The following is a 17,729-nucleotide window of genomic DNA, read 5'->3' as shown; positions in this document are numbered from 1 at the left end:
ATGAGAATACTACTACCACTTTTCTTTCTTTTGGTCTGTGGAATAAATGTATCACAAGCCCAACAAGATCCTTTGTACGCACAGTACCTTAACAATCCGTTGGTCATTAATCCGGCATATACTGGTATTAATAACGTTCTCAATGCTTCCCTGGGCCACAGGTCTCAATGGACCAGCCTGGAAGGAGCCCCTGCTACTACTGCTTTAAGCGCTCATTCATCTTTCTTTGAAAATAAGGTTGGAGGCGGTTTTATGTTGGTAAGGGACCAATTGGGATCAACAACCAACATGCAATTCAATATCACCGGAAGTTACAAAATAGCATTCGGAGAAAATATATTTTCTTTCGGGCTTCAAACAGGGATCATTAATCTTAAGGAAAACAATGACGAACTGTTGATCAGAGATGCCAATGATCCTGCATTTGCCAGTAATCAAAATTTTACCAAGTTTAATTTTGGCGCAGGAGTAGCATTAAAAGGCTCTGATTATTACCTGGGGCTATCCATACCCCGCCTGGTAAACAGCAAAGAAGAATTCGGCAATATAGAAACACAGGTGTACCGGCGACACTTTTATTTGGCAGCAGGGTATATTTACCATATTAGTGTAGATCTTGCACTCAAACCTTCAATATTGCTTAAGGGCGTATCAGATGCACCACTGTCGGTAGATTACAATGCCAGCATAGTGCTTAGAGACAAGTATACTGCCGGCATCATATCCAGGAATTTCCAGACTTACGGACTATTGGCACAATTAAACATCAATGACAATTTCAGGTTGGGCTATGTCTTTGAAGTTCCGACCAATCAATCCGTAGGTGCTCGTTTCAGCACCCACGAATTAACATTAATGCTCGATCTTGAGGTGTTTGATTTTCATTTCTTATCCGAAAGGTACTTTTAAGCTTTATAAATTTGTAACTTTGCCGCTTGTTTGACATTAAAGAACTATTTTTTAAACCCAATGTTTAAACATTAGTGTCAGCCAAAGGTGTTTTTTTTGCAAAAAATATTAATCTAATTTTGAAGGTAGCCGTATATAGAAAAGAGCATTTTAACGCAGCACACAGATTGTATAATTCAGAGTGGGATGATGATAAAAATACCCAGGTATTTGGCAAGTGCAGCAACCCTCATTTTCATGGACACAACTATGAGCTATTCGTTAAGATCACCGGTGAGGTAGATCCCGAAACCGGCTATGTATATGACATGAAAAAACTGAGTGACCTTATTAAAGCGCATGTCATTAAAAAGTTTGACCATAAAAATCTTAACCTGGATACCGAATATTTTAAAGAATTAAATCCTACCGCTGAGAATATAGCCATAGTCATATACAACATTCTAAGAGGCAAACTGGATGGTAGTTTAGACCTTAAAATCAGACTCTATGAAACCGAAAGAAATTTTGTTGAATACCCGGCATGAAGATGATATTACTGACGATTTGGGTGACGACCATGTAGCCTCTTCATACGACACTCCTTTGAGGCCAGATGCTTTCGCCATGAGCGATGAGGAGAAAATGAAGAAAATAGAAGGTCATTTTCGTGAGATCATGAATATTATGGGGCTTGATCTTAAAGACGACTCACTTAGCGGAACCCCTAAACGGGTGGCCAAAATGTTCGTAAAGGAAATATTCAGTGGGTTAAACCCTGCCAATAAACCTCACGCAAGACTATTTGAAAATAAGTATAAGTATGATCAGATGCTGGTGGAGAAGGACATCACCTTTTACTCTCACTGTGAACACCACTTTGTGCCCATCTTTGGCAAAGTACATGTTGCTTACATTTCATCAGGAAAAGTAATTGGACTGTCCAAGATCAATAGAATTGTACAATATTATGCCAAACGCCCTCAGGTACAGGAGCGCCTTACGGTGCAAATATCCAAAGACCTGCAAAAGGCATTAAAAACTGAGGATGTGGGAGTTGTTGTAGATGCCACCCACCTGTGTGTAGCCTCAAGAGGTGTGGGCGACACTAACAGCAAGACAGGAACGGCTTATTTCAGTGGAAAATTCAAAGAAAACCAGACGAAAAATGAGTTTCTAAATTATATTAATAGCAAATGATATTTTAACTAAAAGTGATTACCTTCATTCTCCGAAAATCAATTATGAAGGCAATATGGGAATATCAGAGGATATCAAACAGAAACAATTTCAGAGCGAGCACCACAAAGCGCTAATCAATCTTATTTATACGCATAATCATGTCATCAACGAGATGAATATCTTTTTTAAATCAATAGATATCACTCGTCAGCAGTATAATGTACTCAGGATCTTACGAGGGCAGTACCCTAACTCCTGCTCCATTAACCTGATCAAGGAAAGGATGCTCGACAAAATGAGTGATGCCTCCCGGATAGTGCAAAGACTCAGTGTCAAGGGTTTGGTCGACCGTGAAAATTCTGACCACGACAGAAGAGCTGTTGAGGTGACTATTTCAAAAAATGGCCTGAACCTGCTGACCAACACCGATGAAAAAGTGCGGGATTTCAGTCATTTACTGGAAAATCTGGATCACAACGAAGCAAAATTACTCAATACTTTGCTTGACAAGATCCGTATCGCCACCTGACTTTAGGTAGTGTCTCTAAGAAAACGCCAATGTCTGCGTTATGCTCCTCCCAAAAATGCTCACGTACCCAAGTACGCTCCGCTTTTTGGCACTTCACAAGCCTTGACCTTAACGTTTTCTTAAAGCCTCTTAGAGTTTTCTTACAAACACTAGGTGGTGATTTGTCATCGCAGGCATTGAAATTTAGCTATTTGCTCACAGCCTTGACTTTTTTTGTTATCCCGAGCTTTAAAGCTTTCGGGAACAAAAAAGTAAGACATATGCTATGAAAGTCAAAATAGACACAAAAGTTACAAACTGAGCAATATGATACTATCATCTGACTATCAGCATGTAATGAAAACTTGTTCATTGGTACGTGAGGAAGGATCTTCCTAAGTTGTTGTAGTATCCTTGAACTTAGTAAGATTCTTCGTGCCCCCCTGAGGCAAGTTAGGCAGGTTTGGGACAGACAGAATGATCACAAAAGCGGTTTTTAGGTTATTTTTTGGATACAAATACAATTTAATCGGTTTACTATATCAAACTCACGTTAAGTAGTGTCTGTAAGAAAACTTCCTGTATCCCTTGGGAAAATTACTATCATAGCTTTTCCGCCATTGATTCAGACAATGTGGTAATAATTTTCGATCGGATTCTACGCTGCTTCTCCTTCCTTAACATCAGTGCCAGCATGAGCATGGCTAATGGAGCCGTGACTCCCCAGGGAAAGCCTAAAAATAACAGTGTTTCTGAAAATGTAGGATAAAAATACACAATGGAAATAAAGGGGGTCATAATGGCATTCGCCAAAAAGGAGATCCTCACCCATCTCTGAAAACCATGCTTCTCAAATGCAGGTAGCGCTATGAGCATGGCCAAACCCATGAAAATATAACCTATGGCATCGTAGTTCCAGAACATGGAATGTGGCGTCTGTTCAAGAACTGTAAATTCTTCCAGCTCTCCTTTGAGTTTCATTGGAATTACCGTTGCCAGTTGCACGACATAATTCGCTGTAACAAACACAGCATATACAACTGAAAATATAACCGCAGCATGGCTCCAGAATTTTTTCTCATCTGGCGTGATGTAATGGAGCGCCAGCATCTCCAGCACAAAGGGAATAACTATGCATAAAGAAGTGCCATAGATAAGTATTTCATCAAGTGGGAACCTCAGTACGCCAGCTAGCTGTAAAATTTGTGCAACTACATAGGACAAAGTAGCAGTGAAAGCAGCCAGTCCTGCTGCAAAACCAATTTTGTATATTGCTTGATCTATCATTATTTTGGGAGTATAAAGGTACTTAGTGTCTCAAAGAAAACTCGTGTTATCACCTGTCCCGGGCTCGTATCGGACTCGCCTCGGGGAAAGAATCGAAACAATCTCCTCTAAGTGCACATCTGCGGAGAGGAGCCGTACTTCGTTACCAATGACGATGAATGGTGAGTCTCAGACACTACTTTGCTTTATGTCTTAACGGCCACCTCTGTATATGCAACATCTCATATCTAAACTTTCTCAAATACCAGCCGGTAATGGTCCATGATCTCTCTTTCAAAACATATCCGGTTGGGGCTGGTCCTGAATATAGCCACACGATGACGAAACTCTTCATCTGTGGCGTATTTTGGGAGTAATGACAAATACAGCCAGTATTTTCTGGGATGAAACCTCCTGAACCTCTTTCTCCACTGTCCTATAGTTTCAATATAATCAAGCCTGCCGTTGCTTTGGGAGACCAGCCGGAAGTAAGGTTGAGCATTCCTTTCTACCATCTCCAGCCCATACGGCAGCCATGAGCCCGGAAACTCTTTTACCATAAGTGCACAGACATATTCAGCAGATCCCTTTTCGGCATTAATATCGATATCGTCATAATCGATCATATTTTTGCCGAAAGTCATCGTTTGCAGATACAACCTTCCCGCCTTTGGTAACAGGTGGTATACAGTTTCAAAAAAGTTGCGATAAACCTCTTCCTGCCTGCCTGCTTTCCAGTCCTCAACTGAACAAAAATGTTCAAAGGCGCCCACGCTGGCTATAGCGTCAAACATTCCGAAATCTTCCGGTTTAACATACCGGCAGTCCCTGACATATACATCCAGCCCATTTTTCCGGCAGGCTGCGGCCTGTCCCCGGGACAGTGTGAGCCCAACACAGGTTGCGCGATATTCCCGTATGGCATAGTGCATAAAGGGCCCCCAGCCGCAACCCATATCCAAAATACGGCTGCCGCCATTGATTTTCAGACTTTCGGCCATAAAACGATGTTTCGCCTGCTGAGCTGCTTCCAGTGACATAGAGAAGTTACCATCGTATTTCGCACCGCTGAAATCTCCCATTTCTCCGATACTCAAGCGAAAGATCTCATCAATGGTGGTGTAAGTATAATCCAGGTCTTTTTGCTCAGCCATGATATGGTTCTTTTTGTTAAAAAAAATTAATCTGATCCCTCATAGTGAAAACCTCCACCGCCAATCGTGACCCGCAGGTAAGGAGCAAACGTACCTGGTTTCGAAAGCATTGCTATTTCATCGCCAGTATTTTCCTCATTCCAGCCGCTGTTGAAGGCTGAAATGAAGGTTCCTACCTGTACGCCAATCATAAAACCTCCACGACTGCCCGGACCCGCCAATGAAAAGGTCAGGAATTTCAAAGAATACCCGGCTTCGATACTTATCCCTCGTGTAGTTAGATCCATGTATCCTCCCGGCTCTACCAATTGGTTTCCCAGTTCAAATGATTCATCAGAGGTATAATTTTTAAGTCTCAAATTTATACTATACCCACCTATCCCAACATATGGAAAGCCAAATATGTTATCTTTTAACAGGGTGATATACCCTATATTAACAAAACCACCTCCCTGAGAAAGTGTGGCCTCTCCCCGATTGGTGGCGCCTGATATCCGATAAGCAAAACCACTGCCGCCAAGCAGCATCCTGTTATAGAACAGGCCGTATCCTCCACCTCCAAGGAGTCTGCCCGGCAGATCAAAGCTGAACCCGGGACCCAGAAACGCCCGGTTCTCAATATCTTGCTGAATGTCAGGTGATATATTCCATGCAGCCCCGAAATAACCGTATCCAAAGCCACCATCCAGATGCTGCGACTCTGCAGGAGAGCATATTAGTACAACAATTAAACCCGCTACTGGTACAATTCTAAACATGGCTTTATGGCTTTGGTAATGAAGTTATAGCACAAACAAAAGGTGTTCCATGACCCCTGTCATCAATTGTAGATGATCGTAGCCCTACCTTACTGGCTACCACTTCCGTAAGCGCCAAACTCCACATGCACGTTAGACATCCTGGTATAAAAGTCCATTTCATTCTTCTGGCTTCTTGAGAAAGTGACCAGGTGATCGAGGCCTGTCCAGAAAAGGAACCACCCGCCAGGCTCGGATAATACAAGCAACAGACTGGTATAAAAATCGGCCAAATTCAGGTAAGACAGGTAGCTGGCGATGATCATCAGACTAAGACCGGAAATAGTGAAGTATACTCCTCTTACCTTCACTGACCGGTATTCTTCATACAACTGCTGATACATATTGTAAAAGTAATTCTGAAGACGTTTTCTGATCATTCTTTCATGTTCCGTATGCTGCGTGCCTGCCGGGACCAGCAACTTCAGCACTGATATCTTCGTTCTGATCTCTTTGGAAACCTTCCTTACCTGCATGATAAAATCGTCAGAAAGCGCGCGCTCCGAAAAAGACCTGGGGTCAAAGCCTGAAAATATATCGTCATAGGTATCTATCCACAAACTGACGTGAGTGATCTCTTCCTGCCCCCTGGCTCCCGGTAGCTTCACACGGGGTACTTTCATGATCTAAGTTTTAAAGCTAAGTTGCCGAAGATATCAAAAATGGGGGATCGCTCTACAAGATCGGACTGATGATCAATAGAAAAACACACTTATGAACATCATAATAGCTGATCCTATTAATATCGCCATCATAAAAGCAATTAATATAGCAGCAACCAGATATCGAATGTGTGGTCCACGCACCCGCGACCGCCCCCATCCCACCTCGGATTTTATTGTTCTCATAGTTGTAGTGGTTAAGTTGAAGGACTAAGTTAACGGAGTACCTTACAGAAATAAATGACCTGGGTCTTTCATGTGGTATGAGAGAAATCATCACCAATGTATTGACTAGCCGGTGCTAATGTTTAGGCGTCTGACGGTTTGGATCCGTCTGACGCCAGACTTATTATGCACCCATCGTCAGTTTTTCAGCACTTCACCGGGCACCTACATGATCTCATCAGAGATGATGACCCTGTCTGTACGGTTCAAAACCGTCAGTACGGATATGAGTACGATCCATGCAACCGGCAGTGGATAAAATTGCGGTGGGCGGGAGATAGGAGTCATATGTTTTGGGAAGTACACCTATAGGCGTCTGACGGTTTTGAACCGTCAAACGCCAGGTATTCCATTGCTTAGTTATAAGTAGTGACTTTTTAAGAAACGTTCCCGCCAAACAGCGGGATGAAGCCCAAAAGAGGAGTGCCCGGGAAAGAGCATTTTTGGGGCAAGCGCGGACATTGGCTTTTTCTTAGAGACTTATTTTTATAAATTCCTTTTTTTATATATCCCTACTATATCTCCGTAGGCTATGATATGACTACTCATGGCTTCATCAACTTCCTTCCTGGTAGATCCTCTTGGAAGGTCAAGTAAGCAATCCAGTGCATACACTTTAAAAAAATACCGGTGTGTGCCGCTCGGGGGACATGGTCCGCCATAATTAACCCTCTCAAAATCATTTAATCCCTGATCCCCGGGTACATCATCCTCTCTTATCCGGTGCGTAACCGGAATGTTCCATACAAGCCAGTGCAGCCAGGTTCCGCGCGGAGCATCGGGGTCTTCAACCATCAATACAAGGCTTTTTGCCGCTGATGGTATGTCTTTGATATCTAACGGTGGGTTAACATCGTCCCCCTCACATGTGTATTTTGCAGGAATAGCACCATGTGGTCTAAACGCCCTGCTCGAAACCTCCAGCACCTTATAATCGATTGGGGTTTCTTGCTTCAACATTACTAACTCACTTTTTCTTTTTTAACAACTTCATTTTCCGCTACAGGTTTTTTGGTCTTGCCGGTAACAGCACCGATAAGTTCCTGAAATTTCTCATCGATCTTATGGTTCAGGTCGCTTGCAAGGCCTTCACCCTTTTTCAGTAGCGTTTTCCTCGTGTCAGATCCTTTTTCGGGAGCAAATAATAGTCCCAGCACAGCGCCTGCGGCAATCCCTGCCAATACGCCTAATAATGCTTTTCCAGTAGTCATTGTTGTTAGTTTTTTTGTTATATCCGTAAGTTACATGAGCATGAGCCACAAGTCGATGATACACATCATTATATACCGGGATTTGTGTTCTCAGTTTCTCAGTTCGTAATTCTCAGTTCTCGGATTTTTCACCAGAAGTAGCCCAGTAACTAGTGTTAAGTTAAGCATACTTTAGCCATACCAAGCTTTGTTCTTTTTGTCCCATGCTGCCTTAAAAAATACTTACGTAGCTATGGCTATGCTCATATTTTTTGCGTTGCCTGGAACAAAAATAACTGCAACTTATACGGCACAGTACACTTAACTCAACACTAGAAACATTGGGTAGGCAGTAGGCAAGTAGAGTCCTGAATATTTAGTCCTGAGCCCCTGAGCATTGAGTATTGTTACAAATGTTGCTTTACTAAGCCTATAAGGACTAGTAAAGCTTTCCTTACAAGAAACCAATGACCAATGACCAGTGACCAACAACCAGTGACCAGCTACCAGCTACCAGCTACCAGCTACCAGCTACCAGCTACCAGCTATACTACGACTAGTTTTAATTCCTGTTCCTGGTTGCGGACGCCTAATATTTTCTCCAGTTCCTCTTTATAGATCACCTCTTTCTTTAGCAGCAGTTCGGCGATGGTCACCAATTCCTTCTTGTGTTGTGAAAGCACTGTTTTGGCCTGTTCATAGCTTTCATCTACCAACTTCCGAACTTCTTCGTCTATCATTTTGGCTGTTTCTTCGCTATAGGGTTTTTGGAAACTACTCTCGGAGCGACCAGTGGAATCATAAAAGCTAATGTTGCCTATCTTTTTGTTAAAACCAAAGTATGCAACAATAGCATAAGCCTCTTTGGTGACCTTTTCCAGGTCGTCAACTGCGCCTGACGATACCTCACCGAAAACGAGTTCTTCAGCGGCACGGCCGGCAAGGGCTGCGGCAAGTCTCTCGGCAAAATGGGAATACCTCATGATCTGCCGCTCCTCGGGTAAATACCATGCGGCACCCAATGATTTCCCCCGTGGAATGATCGAAACTTTCATTAGCGGATCGATTTGCGGTAATAACCAGCTAACGATCGCATGCCCCGCTTCATGATAGGCTATAATCTGCTTCTCTTCAGCAGAAATGATCTTGCTCTTCTTCTCCAAGCCGGCTATGATCCTGTCCATAGCATCAAGAAAGTCTTGTTTTTCAACCCTGTCCTTCTTCTTACGTGCTGCTATCAGGGCCGCTTCGTTACAAATATTGGCTATATCAGCACCTGAAAAACCAGGAGTCTGCGAGGCGAGAAAATCCAGGTCGATATTCTCTTCCAGAACCAGGGGCTTCAGGTGTACCGTGAAAATCGCCTTACGCTCGGAAAGGTTGGGCAGTTCCAGGTAAATATGCCGGTCAAACCTGCCCGGACGTAGCAGGGCCGGATCAAGTATATCCGCCCTGTTGGTAGCTGCAAGTACAATTACTCCTGTATTGGACCCAAATCCGTCCATTTCGGTAAGCAACTGATCGAGTGTACTTTCACGCTCATCATTGGCTCCGGAATAAAATGTATTCTTTCCCCTTGTTCTTCCCACGGCATCGATCTCATCAATAAATACAATACATGGCGCCTTCTCTTTCGCCCTTTTAAAAAGGTCGCGTACACGTGAAGCCCCTACACCCACAAACATCTCTATGAATTCAGCACCCGATAAGGAAAAGAATGGCACCTGAGCCTCTCCGGCCACCGCTTTTGCAAGGAGGGTCTTGCCCGTTCCCGGAGGCCCAACGATCATAACGCCTTTCGGGATCTTGGCGCCAAGTTTAGTGTAATGTTGAGGATTCTTTAAGAAGTCCACAATTTCCTTTACCTCTTGTTTGGCTTCCTCCAAACCCGCTACATGATCAAAAGTAATATTACTCTTGTTCTCATTTTCCTGCAGCCTGGCTGTTGACCTTCCGAAACTAAAAATAGAAGTACCGCCTGTTCCGCCACCCTGTACGCGGGTAAACAGGCGAAAAAGAAAAAACAAAAGTGCAAGAGGGATCAACCATGAAATGAGTTCATTCCAATGCCGCTTTTCCTCGTATCGTACGCTTACCCGCTCATATGGAGGTAAATCACTTTGGGCTTCCTCCAACTTTCGCTCAAAGGCTTCCACAGAACCGATGTTAAAAGAATAGTGAGGCCCGGTGTTTACTCCCAAGGGAGATTTCAAATCATCGCTAAACACAGAATCGTTAGCAAATTCCGCTTTTATATAAACACGTGCAATCTCCTTATTGATCACCACAATTTTTTCAACGGCATTCCTTTCCAACATCTCTTTTTCAAAAGTTTGCCACGTGATCTCTTTGGGAGAAGGAAAAAACCTGACTAACGATATGATGGTAATGAACACGACCAGCAATGTCAGAATAACCCACGCCCCCTTCGCTGATCCTGGAATTTCCGGTTTTTGTTGATTTTTCGTTGCCACAGTTTTAGCTTTTTTATAAAGGTGGCGCTATTTTGATGATGAAAGAATGATCAACGCCTGCTGACTTTTATGATTAATGTCACAGTTGCTTACCGGCAGTTTCTGTACAACGACCTGGCGTCCCGCCAACCTCGGAAAATTATTGCCTTTTCATTTTTTTCAGTTTCTCCCACTTTTCTATTTCTTTCTCATTTATCCTAACATAATCCTGATCGTCTTTGGCTTCCGCTTGTTCTTTTGAAAGTTTGGCTGTTTTAATAGCTTCCGGGTAATCACCTTTTTTGGCCAATATCTCCGCCTTGGTGTGAGTAACCCAGTAGGCGCCAGGACCGTATTGCAGCGCTTTGTCGATCCAAATCAGGGCCTGATCCAGGTCTTTATTGGTATCCAGGTAGTATTTGGCTGCCAGGTAATACTCTCCCGCCAGCTTGCTTTCAGGGTTATTAGTAAAAGATTTTATTGATGCCACCACCTTTTCATCAGCATTGGTACTGATGCTGAAAGCTACTTTTGTAAAATCCCAGAGAAGCTGTATTTCCGCGCAGTTCATACAGACGTTTGCAAACTGGATGGTAAAGGTCTCTATCTGTTCTTTTAGTGTTTGTGGTTTCACCTTAAATCTCACTTCATCATACGACTCTGAATAACCAAAGGCCCCCCACAACCAGGGTTCGCGACTGAGAATTATTGTCCACTCCTCCTTATCAGGTATAGCATACATACCATAAACCCCCGGAGGAAGCTTGTACTGATCCTGGATAGTCAGTTGCTCCCTGATGTAGAGCTTGGTTGAAGCATTGGCTCCCATACGCCAAACCTCTCCATACGGCACAAGTTCACCAAATATAATCCGGCCTCTTACACTCGGGCGCGAGTACTCTATCCTCACCTCATTAAAGCCTATCTTTTGAGTAACAGTGGCGAACGGACTCAGGTCTGGTGTTACAATCTGGGCCTGAAGGTGATGGCTGCCAACCAGGCAAACCACCAGAAGCAAAGCAAAAATTATTCGACTCATGTGCATAGTATTTAGTAATTTAGATATTAGTGTTAAGTATTTGTAGTCGGAAGTCCGGAGACTCTCAATTATTACTCACATCCTTTTTGCCTACTATAGGAGTGCTGATACGAAGCTTGCCTCCAATTAGCTGGCGTGGCAATTTTTTACCCCGACTCAAGACTCTCTTTTTAATACTTTTTCCAACTGACTACTATTCTTTTCGCACATATACCGATCGCTATCAGGGACTCATGGCACTAAAGTTTAGAGTTCAGCTTAACAGATGTCAAATTATACCCACCTGAAAGAGATTACTATGACGCCCATCATCTGCCATGGAGATTGTTATTCACTCTAATGCTTTCGAAATCTTTTATACCAGGATAAATTATGACCAATATCTTCGCGTTCAACAACTTCTATTATCACTCTGATCATCTGCATTTGATATATTGGCTCATGGATAAAGTGTCTTGGTGAGATGGCTCCGGGGCGTCATCATCAAGCTTTTCGATACACTGAAAGTCAGTGATTTATTTATCAGTTGTTAGGTACCTCGGCATAACAATTGTCGTTATTAAATTCAGTCCCTAACTGAAGAGTGGTTGTCAGGCTTTATTCAGGGACAACGAAAAACAAAAATGGTTGCGCTAAAAGATTATGACCTCACCTCCATTATCCATCAATGATCTTGATCTCTCCCCGAAGCCGGGAAAAACGTACTGGAGGAACTGCTATCGGGAGTGGCGTGAAGAGTTCATCTATTTTTTACTTGTTGATCGGTTTCATGATGACCAGGTACGAAGCCCTGTACGGGCAGAAGGTAAGACAACGGGATTCGGCACTAGGGAAGAACTTCAGAAAATATGCGGAGGCACCTTAAAAGGCATAAAAGATCATCTGGACTATATTCAGCAACTCGGATGCACCGCTATATGGCTTAGCCCGGTATTCGAAAATAATGCATCCTCTTACCATGGATACGACATACAGGATTACACTTCCATTGATAAAAGATTCGGCACTACGGATGATCTTGCCGCACTGGTAGACGCGGCACACTCGTTGGACATGAGGGTATTTCTGGATGTCGTCTTGCACCACTCAGGTAACAACTGGAGTTACCCAGGGAACTACCCATACTATTATTACAACGGCTGGACTTTTCCTTTCGGGAAATGGCATAGTGAAGATAAGCCACAACCTGCAGAGCTTCGTAATCCCGACCTGTACTGGCGCAAAGGCCAGATAAGGAACTTTGACAGCTACCCTGAAACACGCGAAGGAGATTTTAATGATTTGAAGGCCTTTAAAAATGATAGCTCACCGGAGGGGTTGTATGTACAGCACTTACTGACGAGGATACACTGCTATTGGATCAGAGAAACAGATATTGACGGCTTTCGACTTGATGCTGTCAAGCATATGGGAGAAAAAAGCATAAGTCAGTTTTGCTCACACATTAGAGAGTACGCCTATAAGCTGGGGAAGCGTAATTTCTTCCTTTTTGGTGAGCTGGTTGGCCCGGAGGGGATCTACAACAACTACATAGGCCCAAAAACAGCCGTAAAAGTGGAAGACACCGCCATCTACTATGGACTGAACTCAGTGCTCGACTTCCCGCTATACTACGTACTGGCTGATGTTATTTTAGGAAAATCCACTCCGGAAAAATTAATCGAAAGATATGAATCCCTTCGCAAAAGCGCACTTTCACGCGGTGAATTCGGGGAATTCCTCGTTACCTTTATTGATAATCATGACCAGGTTAACCAGCCCCTGAAAAGGAGATTTGGATATGATGCAACGGAGGCACAGGTCATTGCGGGGATAGGTTTTCTGCTCTGCGCCCTGGGTACGCCATGTATTTACTATGGCACAGAGCAAGGCTTCCAGGGGGCAGGAATAGAAGATCATAATGTACGAGAAGCTATGTTCGACCTACATGATCCTTCAAAAAATGCTTTGAACAAAGACGGGGTTATTTATCGGGAAATATCGATCATTGCCAACCTCCGTAAAAAAAATGCGGCATTAAAATTTGGCAGAATGTATATGCGGGAATACTCTGAAGATGGGGAGACATTTCACATGCCGGTCCACCAAAATTGTATGCTGGCATTTTCGAGGATACTGTATGATGAAGAAATGCTCATTGTCTATAATGGCTCCTTAGTTCATGAAGATGAGGAATATATTACAGTGAGCAAAGATCTTAACCCCGAAGGAAGTGCATTCAGGTTCCGCTATGGCCATACAGGGAAAATACATGTGCTGAAAAACGAAACTGATGACAGGCATTTTATAAAGATCAAACTAAAACCAACACAGTTTGTTATCCTTGCAAATGAAAACAGTTCGCAGCAGTAGACAAGTAGAGTCGTGAGTATGCTGCTTTACTAAGCCTATAAGGACTAGTAAAGCTTTCCGTGCAAAGGACCCTAAAAGAAGACGGAAGTCAGAAGTCAGAAGTCAGAAGACCGAAGTCGGAAGCATGGGTAGCTGCAAAGCTTTGAGATTTAAGCAAAATATCAATCTTGAGTCGTGAGTTACGAACGCTGCTTTACTAAGCCTATAAGGACTAGTAAAGCTTTCCTTGCAAGGAAGTAACCAAAAAGAAGACGGAAGTCAGAAGACCGAAGTCGGAAGCACGGGTAGCTGCAAAGCTTTGAGGTTCAAGCAAAATATATCAAACATCAGTTTTTACCCACCTCTGTTTCTCCTCCCAAGAGGAGAATAGTTTGCGTATATGAAAACCGACCTATTTAGCTGTATGCTTTGAGCTTCAAGCTGTAAGCAAAATATCAATCTTGAGTCGTGAGTTGCTAATGCTGCTTTACTAAGCCTATAAGGACTAGTAAAGCTTTCCGTGCAAAGGACCCTAAAAGAAGACGGAAGTCAGAAGTCAGAAGTCGGAAGACCGAAGTCGGAAGCATGGGTAGCTGCAAGCTTTGAGGTTCAAGCAAAATATATCAAACATCAGTTTTTACCCACCTCTGTTTCTCTTCCCAAGAGAAGAGTAGTTTGCGTATATGAAACCATTCATGTTTACCGACCTATTTAGCTGTAAGCTTTGAGGTTCAAGCTGTAAGCAAAATATCAATCTTGAGTCGTGAGTTACGAATGCTGCTTTACTAAAGCTTTCCGTGCAAAGGACCCTAAAAGAAGTCAGAAGTCAGAAGTCAGAAGACCGAAGTCGGAAGCATGGGTAGCTGCAAAGCTTTGAGATTTAAGCAAAATATATCAAACATCAGTTTTACCCACCTCTGTTTCTCCTCCCAAGAGGAGAGTAGTTTGCGTACATGAAACCATTCATGTTTACCGACCTATTTAGCTGTAAGCTTTGAGGTTCAAGCTGTAAGCAAAATATCAATGGTCAAGCCAGTAAAAGCAACATGCCAGAAACCAGAAACCAGAAACCAGTCCCCAGACACCCGCATCTAAACCGTCTTTAGCGCTCTGGATTTGTTGAGTATTTCACGAACCTTTATATCGTCTACCCGCGGGAAATTGAAGAAGTATTCTTTTCCTGAACCGATTGAGTGTTCCATTTGGAGGAATACAATATCATCGGCTTCCGATTTTACTCTCCGGCCTGCCTCCACACCTACTATGGGCACTGCTACTATTACCCGCAACGGGTTTTCTTTTTTGATACTTCGCAGACAGGCCATCATAGTATCACTTGACTGCAATATATCGTCCACAAGTATTACTGTTTTGCCCGTAAGCATTGTCGGCTCAATCTCCTGATAGTAAAATCTATTTTCGTGGTCTATTGCATGCCTGATAAGCGCCATCTGGTGGTAAATGTAATCTTGAGGCACATCATAAGGACAATCATGTACACAAGCCTCGTTGGCGCTAACCGAACCTATATTCCGTGACTTATCTACCGGATGCTTTATTTTACGACAGGGCATTACTTCCAGTGGAAGATTCAAAGCATCAGCTATAGCTGATGCTACACATACACCCCCATGAGGTATCCCCACCACCACAGCATTTGTGGCATTTGCGAAGTGGATCAAACGCTTGCTGAGAAATTTCCCCGCATGCTCTCTATCCTGAATTAATATATTTCTTGTCCATTCCATGCTACTTCCCTTCTTGATGCTACTTCCCTTCTTGATGCTACTTCCCTTCTTGTCCAACTTTATTATAGCCAAGTTACCGAATCACAGTTCGCAGAACAATGACCTTTGTCATCGGTTTCGAATGATTTATATTTAAATGAAAGAAAATGACCGGTTGCCTACTGATTACTGATGATCATGTATCAGGGGCGGCATTCTGAAATGTTAAATTTACCTCACTGCCTCTACCAAGTTCACTATTTACCTCTATCTTCCCTTTTAGCATGTCTACATAATGCTTCGTAATATGCAATCCCAGCCCTGTACCCTGCACATTACCTGCATTTGAGGCACGGAAGAAACGATCAAATAAATGCTGCTTGTCTTCTTCAGGAATACCAATTCCGGAATCTTTTATTGCCAGATGCATGTATGCGTTCAGCACTGACGATACATAGATGTCTGAGTTTTCTGGCGAATATTTGATGGCGTTAGAAAGGAGGTTGTTGACAATACTTCCCAATAGCAGAGGATCGATATAGGCATCAATCATGCCTTTATGGTCATAAATGATATTCTGCCCTGATTTGGCAAAATTTTTCATATTACGGCATAGGTCTTCCAAATACTCTTTCAGATTCAGTTTTTCTATCTTTGCTTTTACTTTACCTTCTTCTATTTTCGTCACAGATAGAAAATCATCCAAAATTGAAGTGAGCATGTTTACCGATGACTTGACCCTGGCCAGGTGTTTCGTTACCTTCTCCTGCCTTTCATCAGACAAGTAGTTCTCCAGTAAAAACACTGAGGAGAGTATGGTGGTCAGTGGGGTTCTGAATTCATGAGAAGCCATAGAGACGAAATTCGATTTCATTTTGTTGAGTTCGACTTCTGCAGCAAGCGCCTTTTTTATGCCTTCTTCTGCCCTTTTGTGGCTTGTCATATCTAAAGTAGCTGACAACAGGCACTGTTTTCCACGAACATTGGTAAGCTGACTCGAAACAGATACCCATATCGGTTCTTTATCCTTTGGTATTATCTTCATTTCCACATCCCTCATCACTTCATTTTCTACAACTGCTTCAACAATTGCTGTACGATGAGATTCGTCCTGGATGATATTTAATTCCAGGGCCGTTTTTCCCAGCACATCCCTTCGGTTATAGTTAATGAGACTGGCATAGGCTTTATTGCAGTCGTTAATTCTGCCGGTATCCAAATCACAAATTACAAGGCCAATCGGACTTTCGTGGAAAAGCCTGGTAAACAGTTCATTGGCCATTTTAAGCTCTTGCTGTGCCTTGATGCGCTTGTTAAATTGATACCTGACGATAAAGAATGTCGCTACCAAAAGGATCAGCATTCCGAAAAGCAACTCTTTAAAAGTCCTGTCAAATGCTTCTATACTTCTATCATTGGCAGTCTGCCGTATGCTGAGTTGCTGTTTTTCCTCGGCTTTAATAGCGTTTAAAACAGCTCGAATGTTTGACCGAAAATAATTGGTGCGCTTTACCCTCTCCAAAATTGGCATGGATACGCGCGCTTCAGCATCCGGGTCTTGCTCGTATTCTGAATAAAAAGCCAGTGCAGAGTCGCTAAACACTACCAGGTCCTCCAGCATGTTTTCAAGGGAGTCGAGTCTGTGCCGCTGATCAGTATCGTATTCAATAAGATCTCTTAGCTTTTCCAGTTCAAGCAGCAATTGATTCCTGGCCGTTTTGTAGGGCTGTATAAATTCAGGATCCATATTAACGAAGATCCCATTGCTCTCCAATTGAAGGCTTTTTGAAAGTGATGAAATATTTTCTGCGATATAAAGGACTGCATTCGTATTTTCTATCATGTCGGCAGTATCAGATACTGCCTGGTTAGTTCGGTATGAAATAAAGCCCAAAATGACAATTGCAGATACCAAAATACCGAAAAGTACGCCAAGTATAATTTTAAAAGAAGCCATTCCCAATCACCATAAAACATACGACCATATCGCAAAATAATGTGACGCCCATCAAGTATTCAATGATTTACATCATCCGAAACGCTGATAAAACTGAAAAGTAATCCACCAATATAGTACATGCAATGACTTTTGTCAGTTTTTCATTTTTATTTCTGGTTTCTTGTGATTTGTACTGGTCACTGGTTGCTGGCTACTGGGTGCTGGGTACTGGGTACTGGTTACTGGGTACTGGGTACTGGTTACTGGGTACTGGTTACTGGTGCTGGCTACTGGGTACTGGTTGTTTTCTGATTGTGGCTTGTGGCTTGTGTTAGTTTCATAGCCAGGAAAGCTTTACTAGTCCTTAC

At 42.9% G+C, this 17,729-nt stretch carries 16 protein-coding genes; 5 read left to right on the top strand and 11 right to left on the bottom strand.

Translation table 11 applies throughout. The features are described 5' to 3' along the window. From C900_RS25235 to C900_RS25220, 4 genes are all read left to right on the top strand, one after another. Complete coding sequence (locus C900_RS25235; RefSeq protein WP_009583230.1) at positions 1 to 909, top strand: PorP/SprF family type IX secretion system membrane protein; 909 nt, start codon at positions 1 to 3, stop codon at positions 907 to 909. A gap of 119 nt (positions 910 to 1,028) precedes the next feature. After that, positions 1,029 to 1,436 (top strand): 6-pyruvoyl trahydropterin synthase family protein, encoded by a 408-nt coding sequence (locus C900_RS25230; protein ID WP_040497551.1) that lies wholly within the window; start codon positions 1,029 to 1,031, stop codon positions 1,434 to 1,436. Further along, a complete protein-coding gene (folE, locus tag C900_RS25225; RefSeq protein ID WP_009583226.1) occupies positions 1,399 to 2,088 on the top strand; it encodes a GTP cyclohydrolase I FolE in 690 nt (229 codons plus the stop codon). Before C900_RS25230 ends, folE begins: the two co-directional genes overlap by 38 nt. 55 nt (positions 2,089 to 2,143) lie before the next feature. Further along, the gene (locus tag C900_RS25220; protein ID WP_009583224.1) at positions 2,144 to 2,599 is read left to right on the top strand and encodes a MarR family winged helix-turn-helix transcriptional regulator; all 456 of its coding nucleotides are present in this window, start codon (positions 2,144 to 2,146) and stop codon (positions 2,597 to 2,599) included. 582 nt (positions 2,600 to 3,181) lie between these two features. Here the strand turns inward: C900_RS25220 and C900_RS25215 are convergent. The 9 genes from C900_RS25215 to C900_RS25180 all read right to left on the bottom strand — a co-directional run bounded on the left by C900_RS25215 (position 3,182) and on the right by C900_RS25180 (position 11,364). Beyond that, complete coding sequence (locus C900_RS25215) at positions 3,182 to 3,865, bottom strand: hypothetical protein (protein WP_009583222.1); 684 nt, start codon at positions 3,863 to 3,865, stop codon at positions 3,182 to 3,184. Positions 3,866 to 4,092: 227 nt separating this feature from the next. Further along, positions 4,093 to 4,998 (bottom strand): class I SAM-dependent methyltransferase, encoded by a 906-nt coding sequence (locus tag C900_RS25210; RefSeq protein ID WP_009583221.1) that lies wholly within the window; start codon positions 4,996 to 4,998, stop codon positions 4,093 to 4,095. 26 nt (positions 4,999 to 5,024) lie between these two features. Then, a complete protein-coding gene (locus C900_RS25205; protein ID WP_009583220.1) occupies positions 5,025 to 5,756 on the bottom strand; it encodes a hypothetical protein in 732 nt (243 codons plus the stop codon). A gap of 89 nt (positions 5,757 to 5,845) precedes the next feature. After that, complete coding sequence (locus C900_RS25200) at positions 5,846 to 6,418, bottom strand: hypothetical protein (protein ID WP_009583219.1); 573 nt, start codon at positions 6,416 to 6,418, stop codon at positions 5,846 to 5,848. 72 nt (positions 6,419 to 6,490) lie between these two features. Then, positions 6,491 to 6,643, bottom strand: coding sequence for a hypothetical protein (locus C900_RS30130; RefSeq protein WP_157494214.1), 153 nt, complete (start codon positions 6,641 to 6,643; stop codon positions 6,491 to 6,493). 525 nt (positions 6,644 to 7,168) lie between these two features. After that, positions 7,169 to 7,642 (bottom strand): YbhB/YbcL family Raf kinase inhibitor-like protein, encoded by a 474-nt coding sequence (locus tag C900_RS25195; RefSeq protein WP_040497544.1) that lies wholly within the window; start codon positions 7,640 to 7,642, stop codon positions 7,169 to 7,171. A 2-nt stretch (positions 7,643 to 7,644) separates the two neighbouring features. Further along, positions 7,645 to 7,893 (bottom strand): YtxH domain-containing protein, encoded by a 249-nt coding sequence (locus tag C900_RS25190; RefSeq protein ID WP_009583215.1) that lies wholly within the window; start codon positions 7,891 to 7,893, stop codon positions 7,645 to 7,647. A 524-nt stretch (positions 7,894 to 8,417) separates the two neighbouring features. Beyond that, positions 8,418 to 10,346, bottom strand: a complete 1,929-nt coding sequence (gene ftsH / locus C900_RS25185) for an ATP-dependent zinc metalloprotease FtsH (protein ID WP_009583214.1) — start codon at positions 10,344 to 10,346, stop codon at positions 8,418 to 8,420. A gap of 139 nt (positions 10,347 to 10,485) precedes the next feature. After that, positions 10,486 to 11,364: a DUF2911 domain-containing protein gene (locus C900_RS25180; protein ID WP_051053025.1), complete on the bottom strand. Its 879-nt coding sequence runs from the start codon at positions 11,362 to 11,364 to the stop codon at positions 10,486 to 10,488. Positions 11,365 to 12,006: 642 nt separating this feature from the next. Between C900_RS25180 and C900_RS25175 the strand changes: the two genes are divergently transcribed. Beyond that, positions 12,007 to 13,716, top strand: a complete 1,710-nt coding sequence (locus C900_RS25175) for an alpha-amylase family glycosyl hydrolase (protein WP_009583212.1) — start codon at positions 12,007 to 12,009, stop codon at positions 13,714 to 13,716. Between the two features lie 1,070 nt (positions 13,717 to 14,786). On the opposite strand, the gene C900_RS25170 is transcribed toward C900_RS25175, so the two are convergent. Both C900_RS25170 and C900_RS28990 read right to left on the bottom strand, forming a co-directional pair. Further along, positions 14,787 to 15,515, bottom strand: a complete 729-nt coding sequence (locus tag C900_RS25170; RefSeq protein ID WP_157494213.1) for a phosphoribosyltransferase — start codon at positions 15,513 to 15,515, stop codon at positions 14,787 to 14,789. A gap of 103 nt (positions 15,516 to 15,618) precedes the next feature. Further along, positions 15,619 to 17,379: a sensor histidine kinase gene (locus C900_RS28990; RefSeq protein ID WP_009583210.1), complete on the bottom strand. Its 1,761-nt coding sequence runs from the start codon at positions 17,377 to 17,379 to the stop codon at positions 15,619 to 15,621. Positions 17,380 to 17,729: the final 350 nt, after the last annotated feature.

Source organism: Fulvivirga imtechensis AK7 (assembly GCF_000331535.1).
Lineage (GTDB): Bacteria > Bacteroidota > Bacteroidia > Cytophagales > Cyclobacteriaceae > Fulvivirga > Fulvivirga imtechensis.
This window is presented reverse-complemented; position numbering and strand designations above follow the sequence as displayed.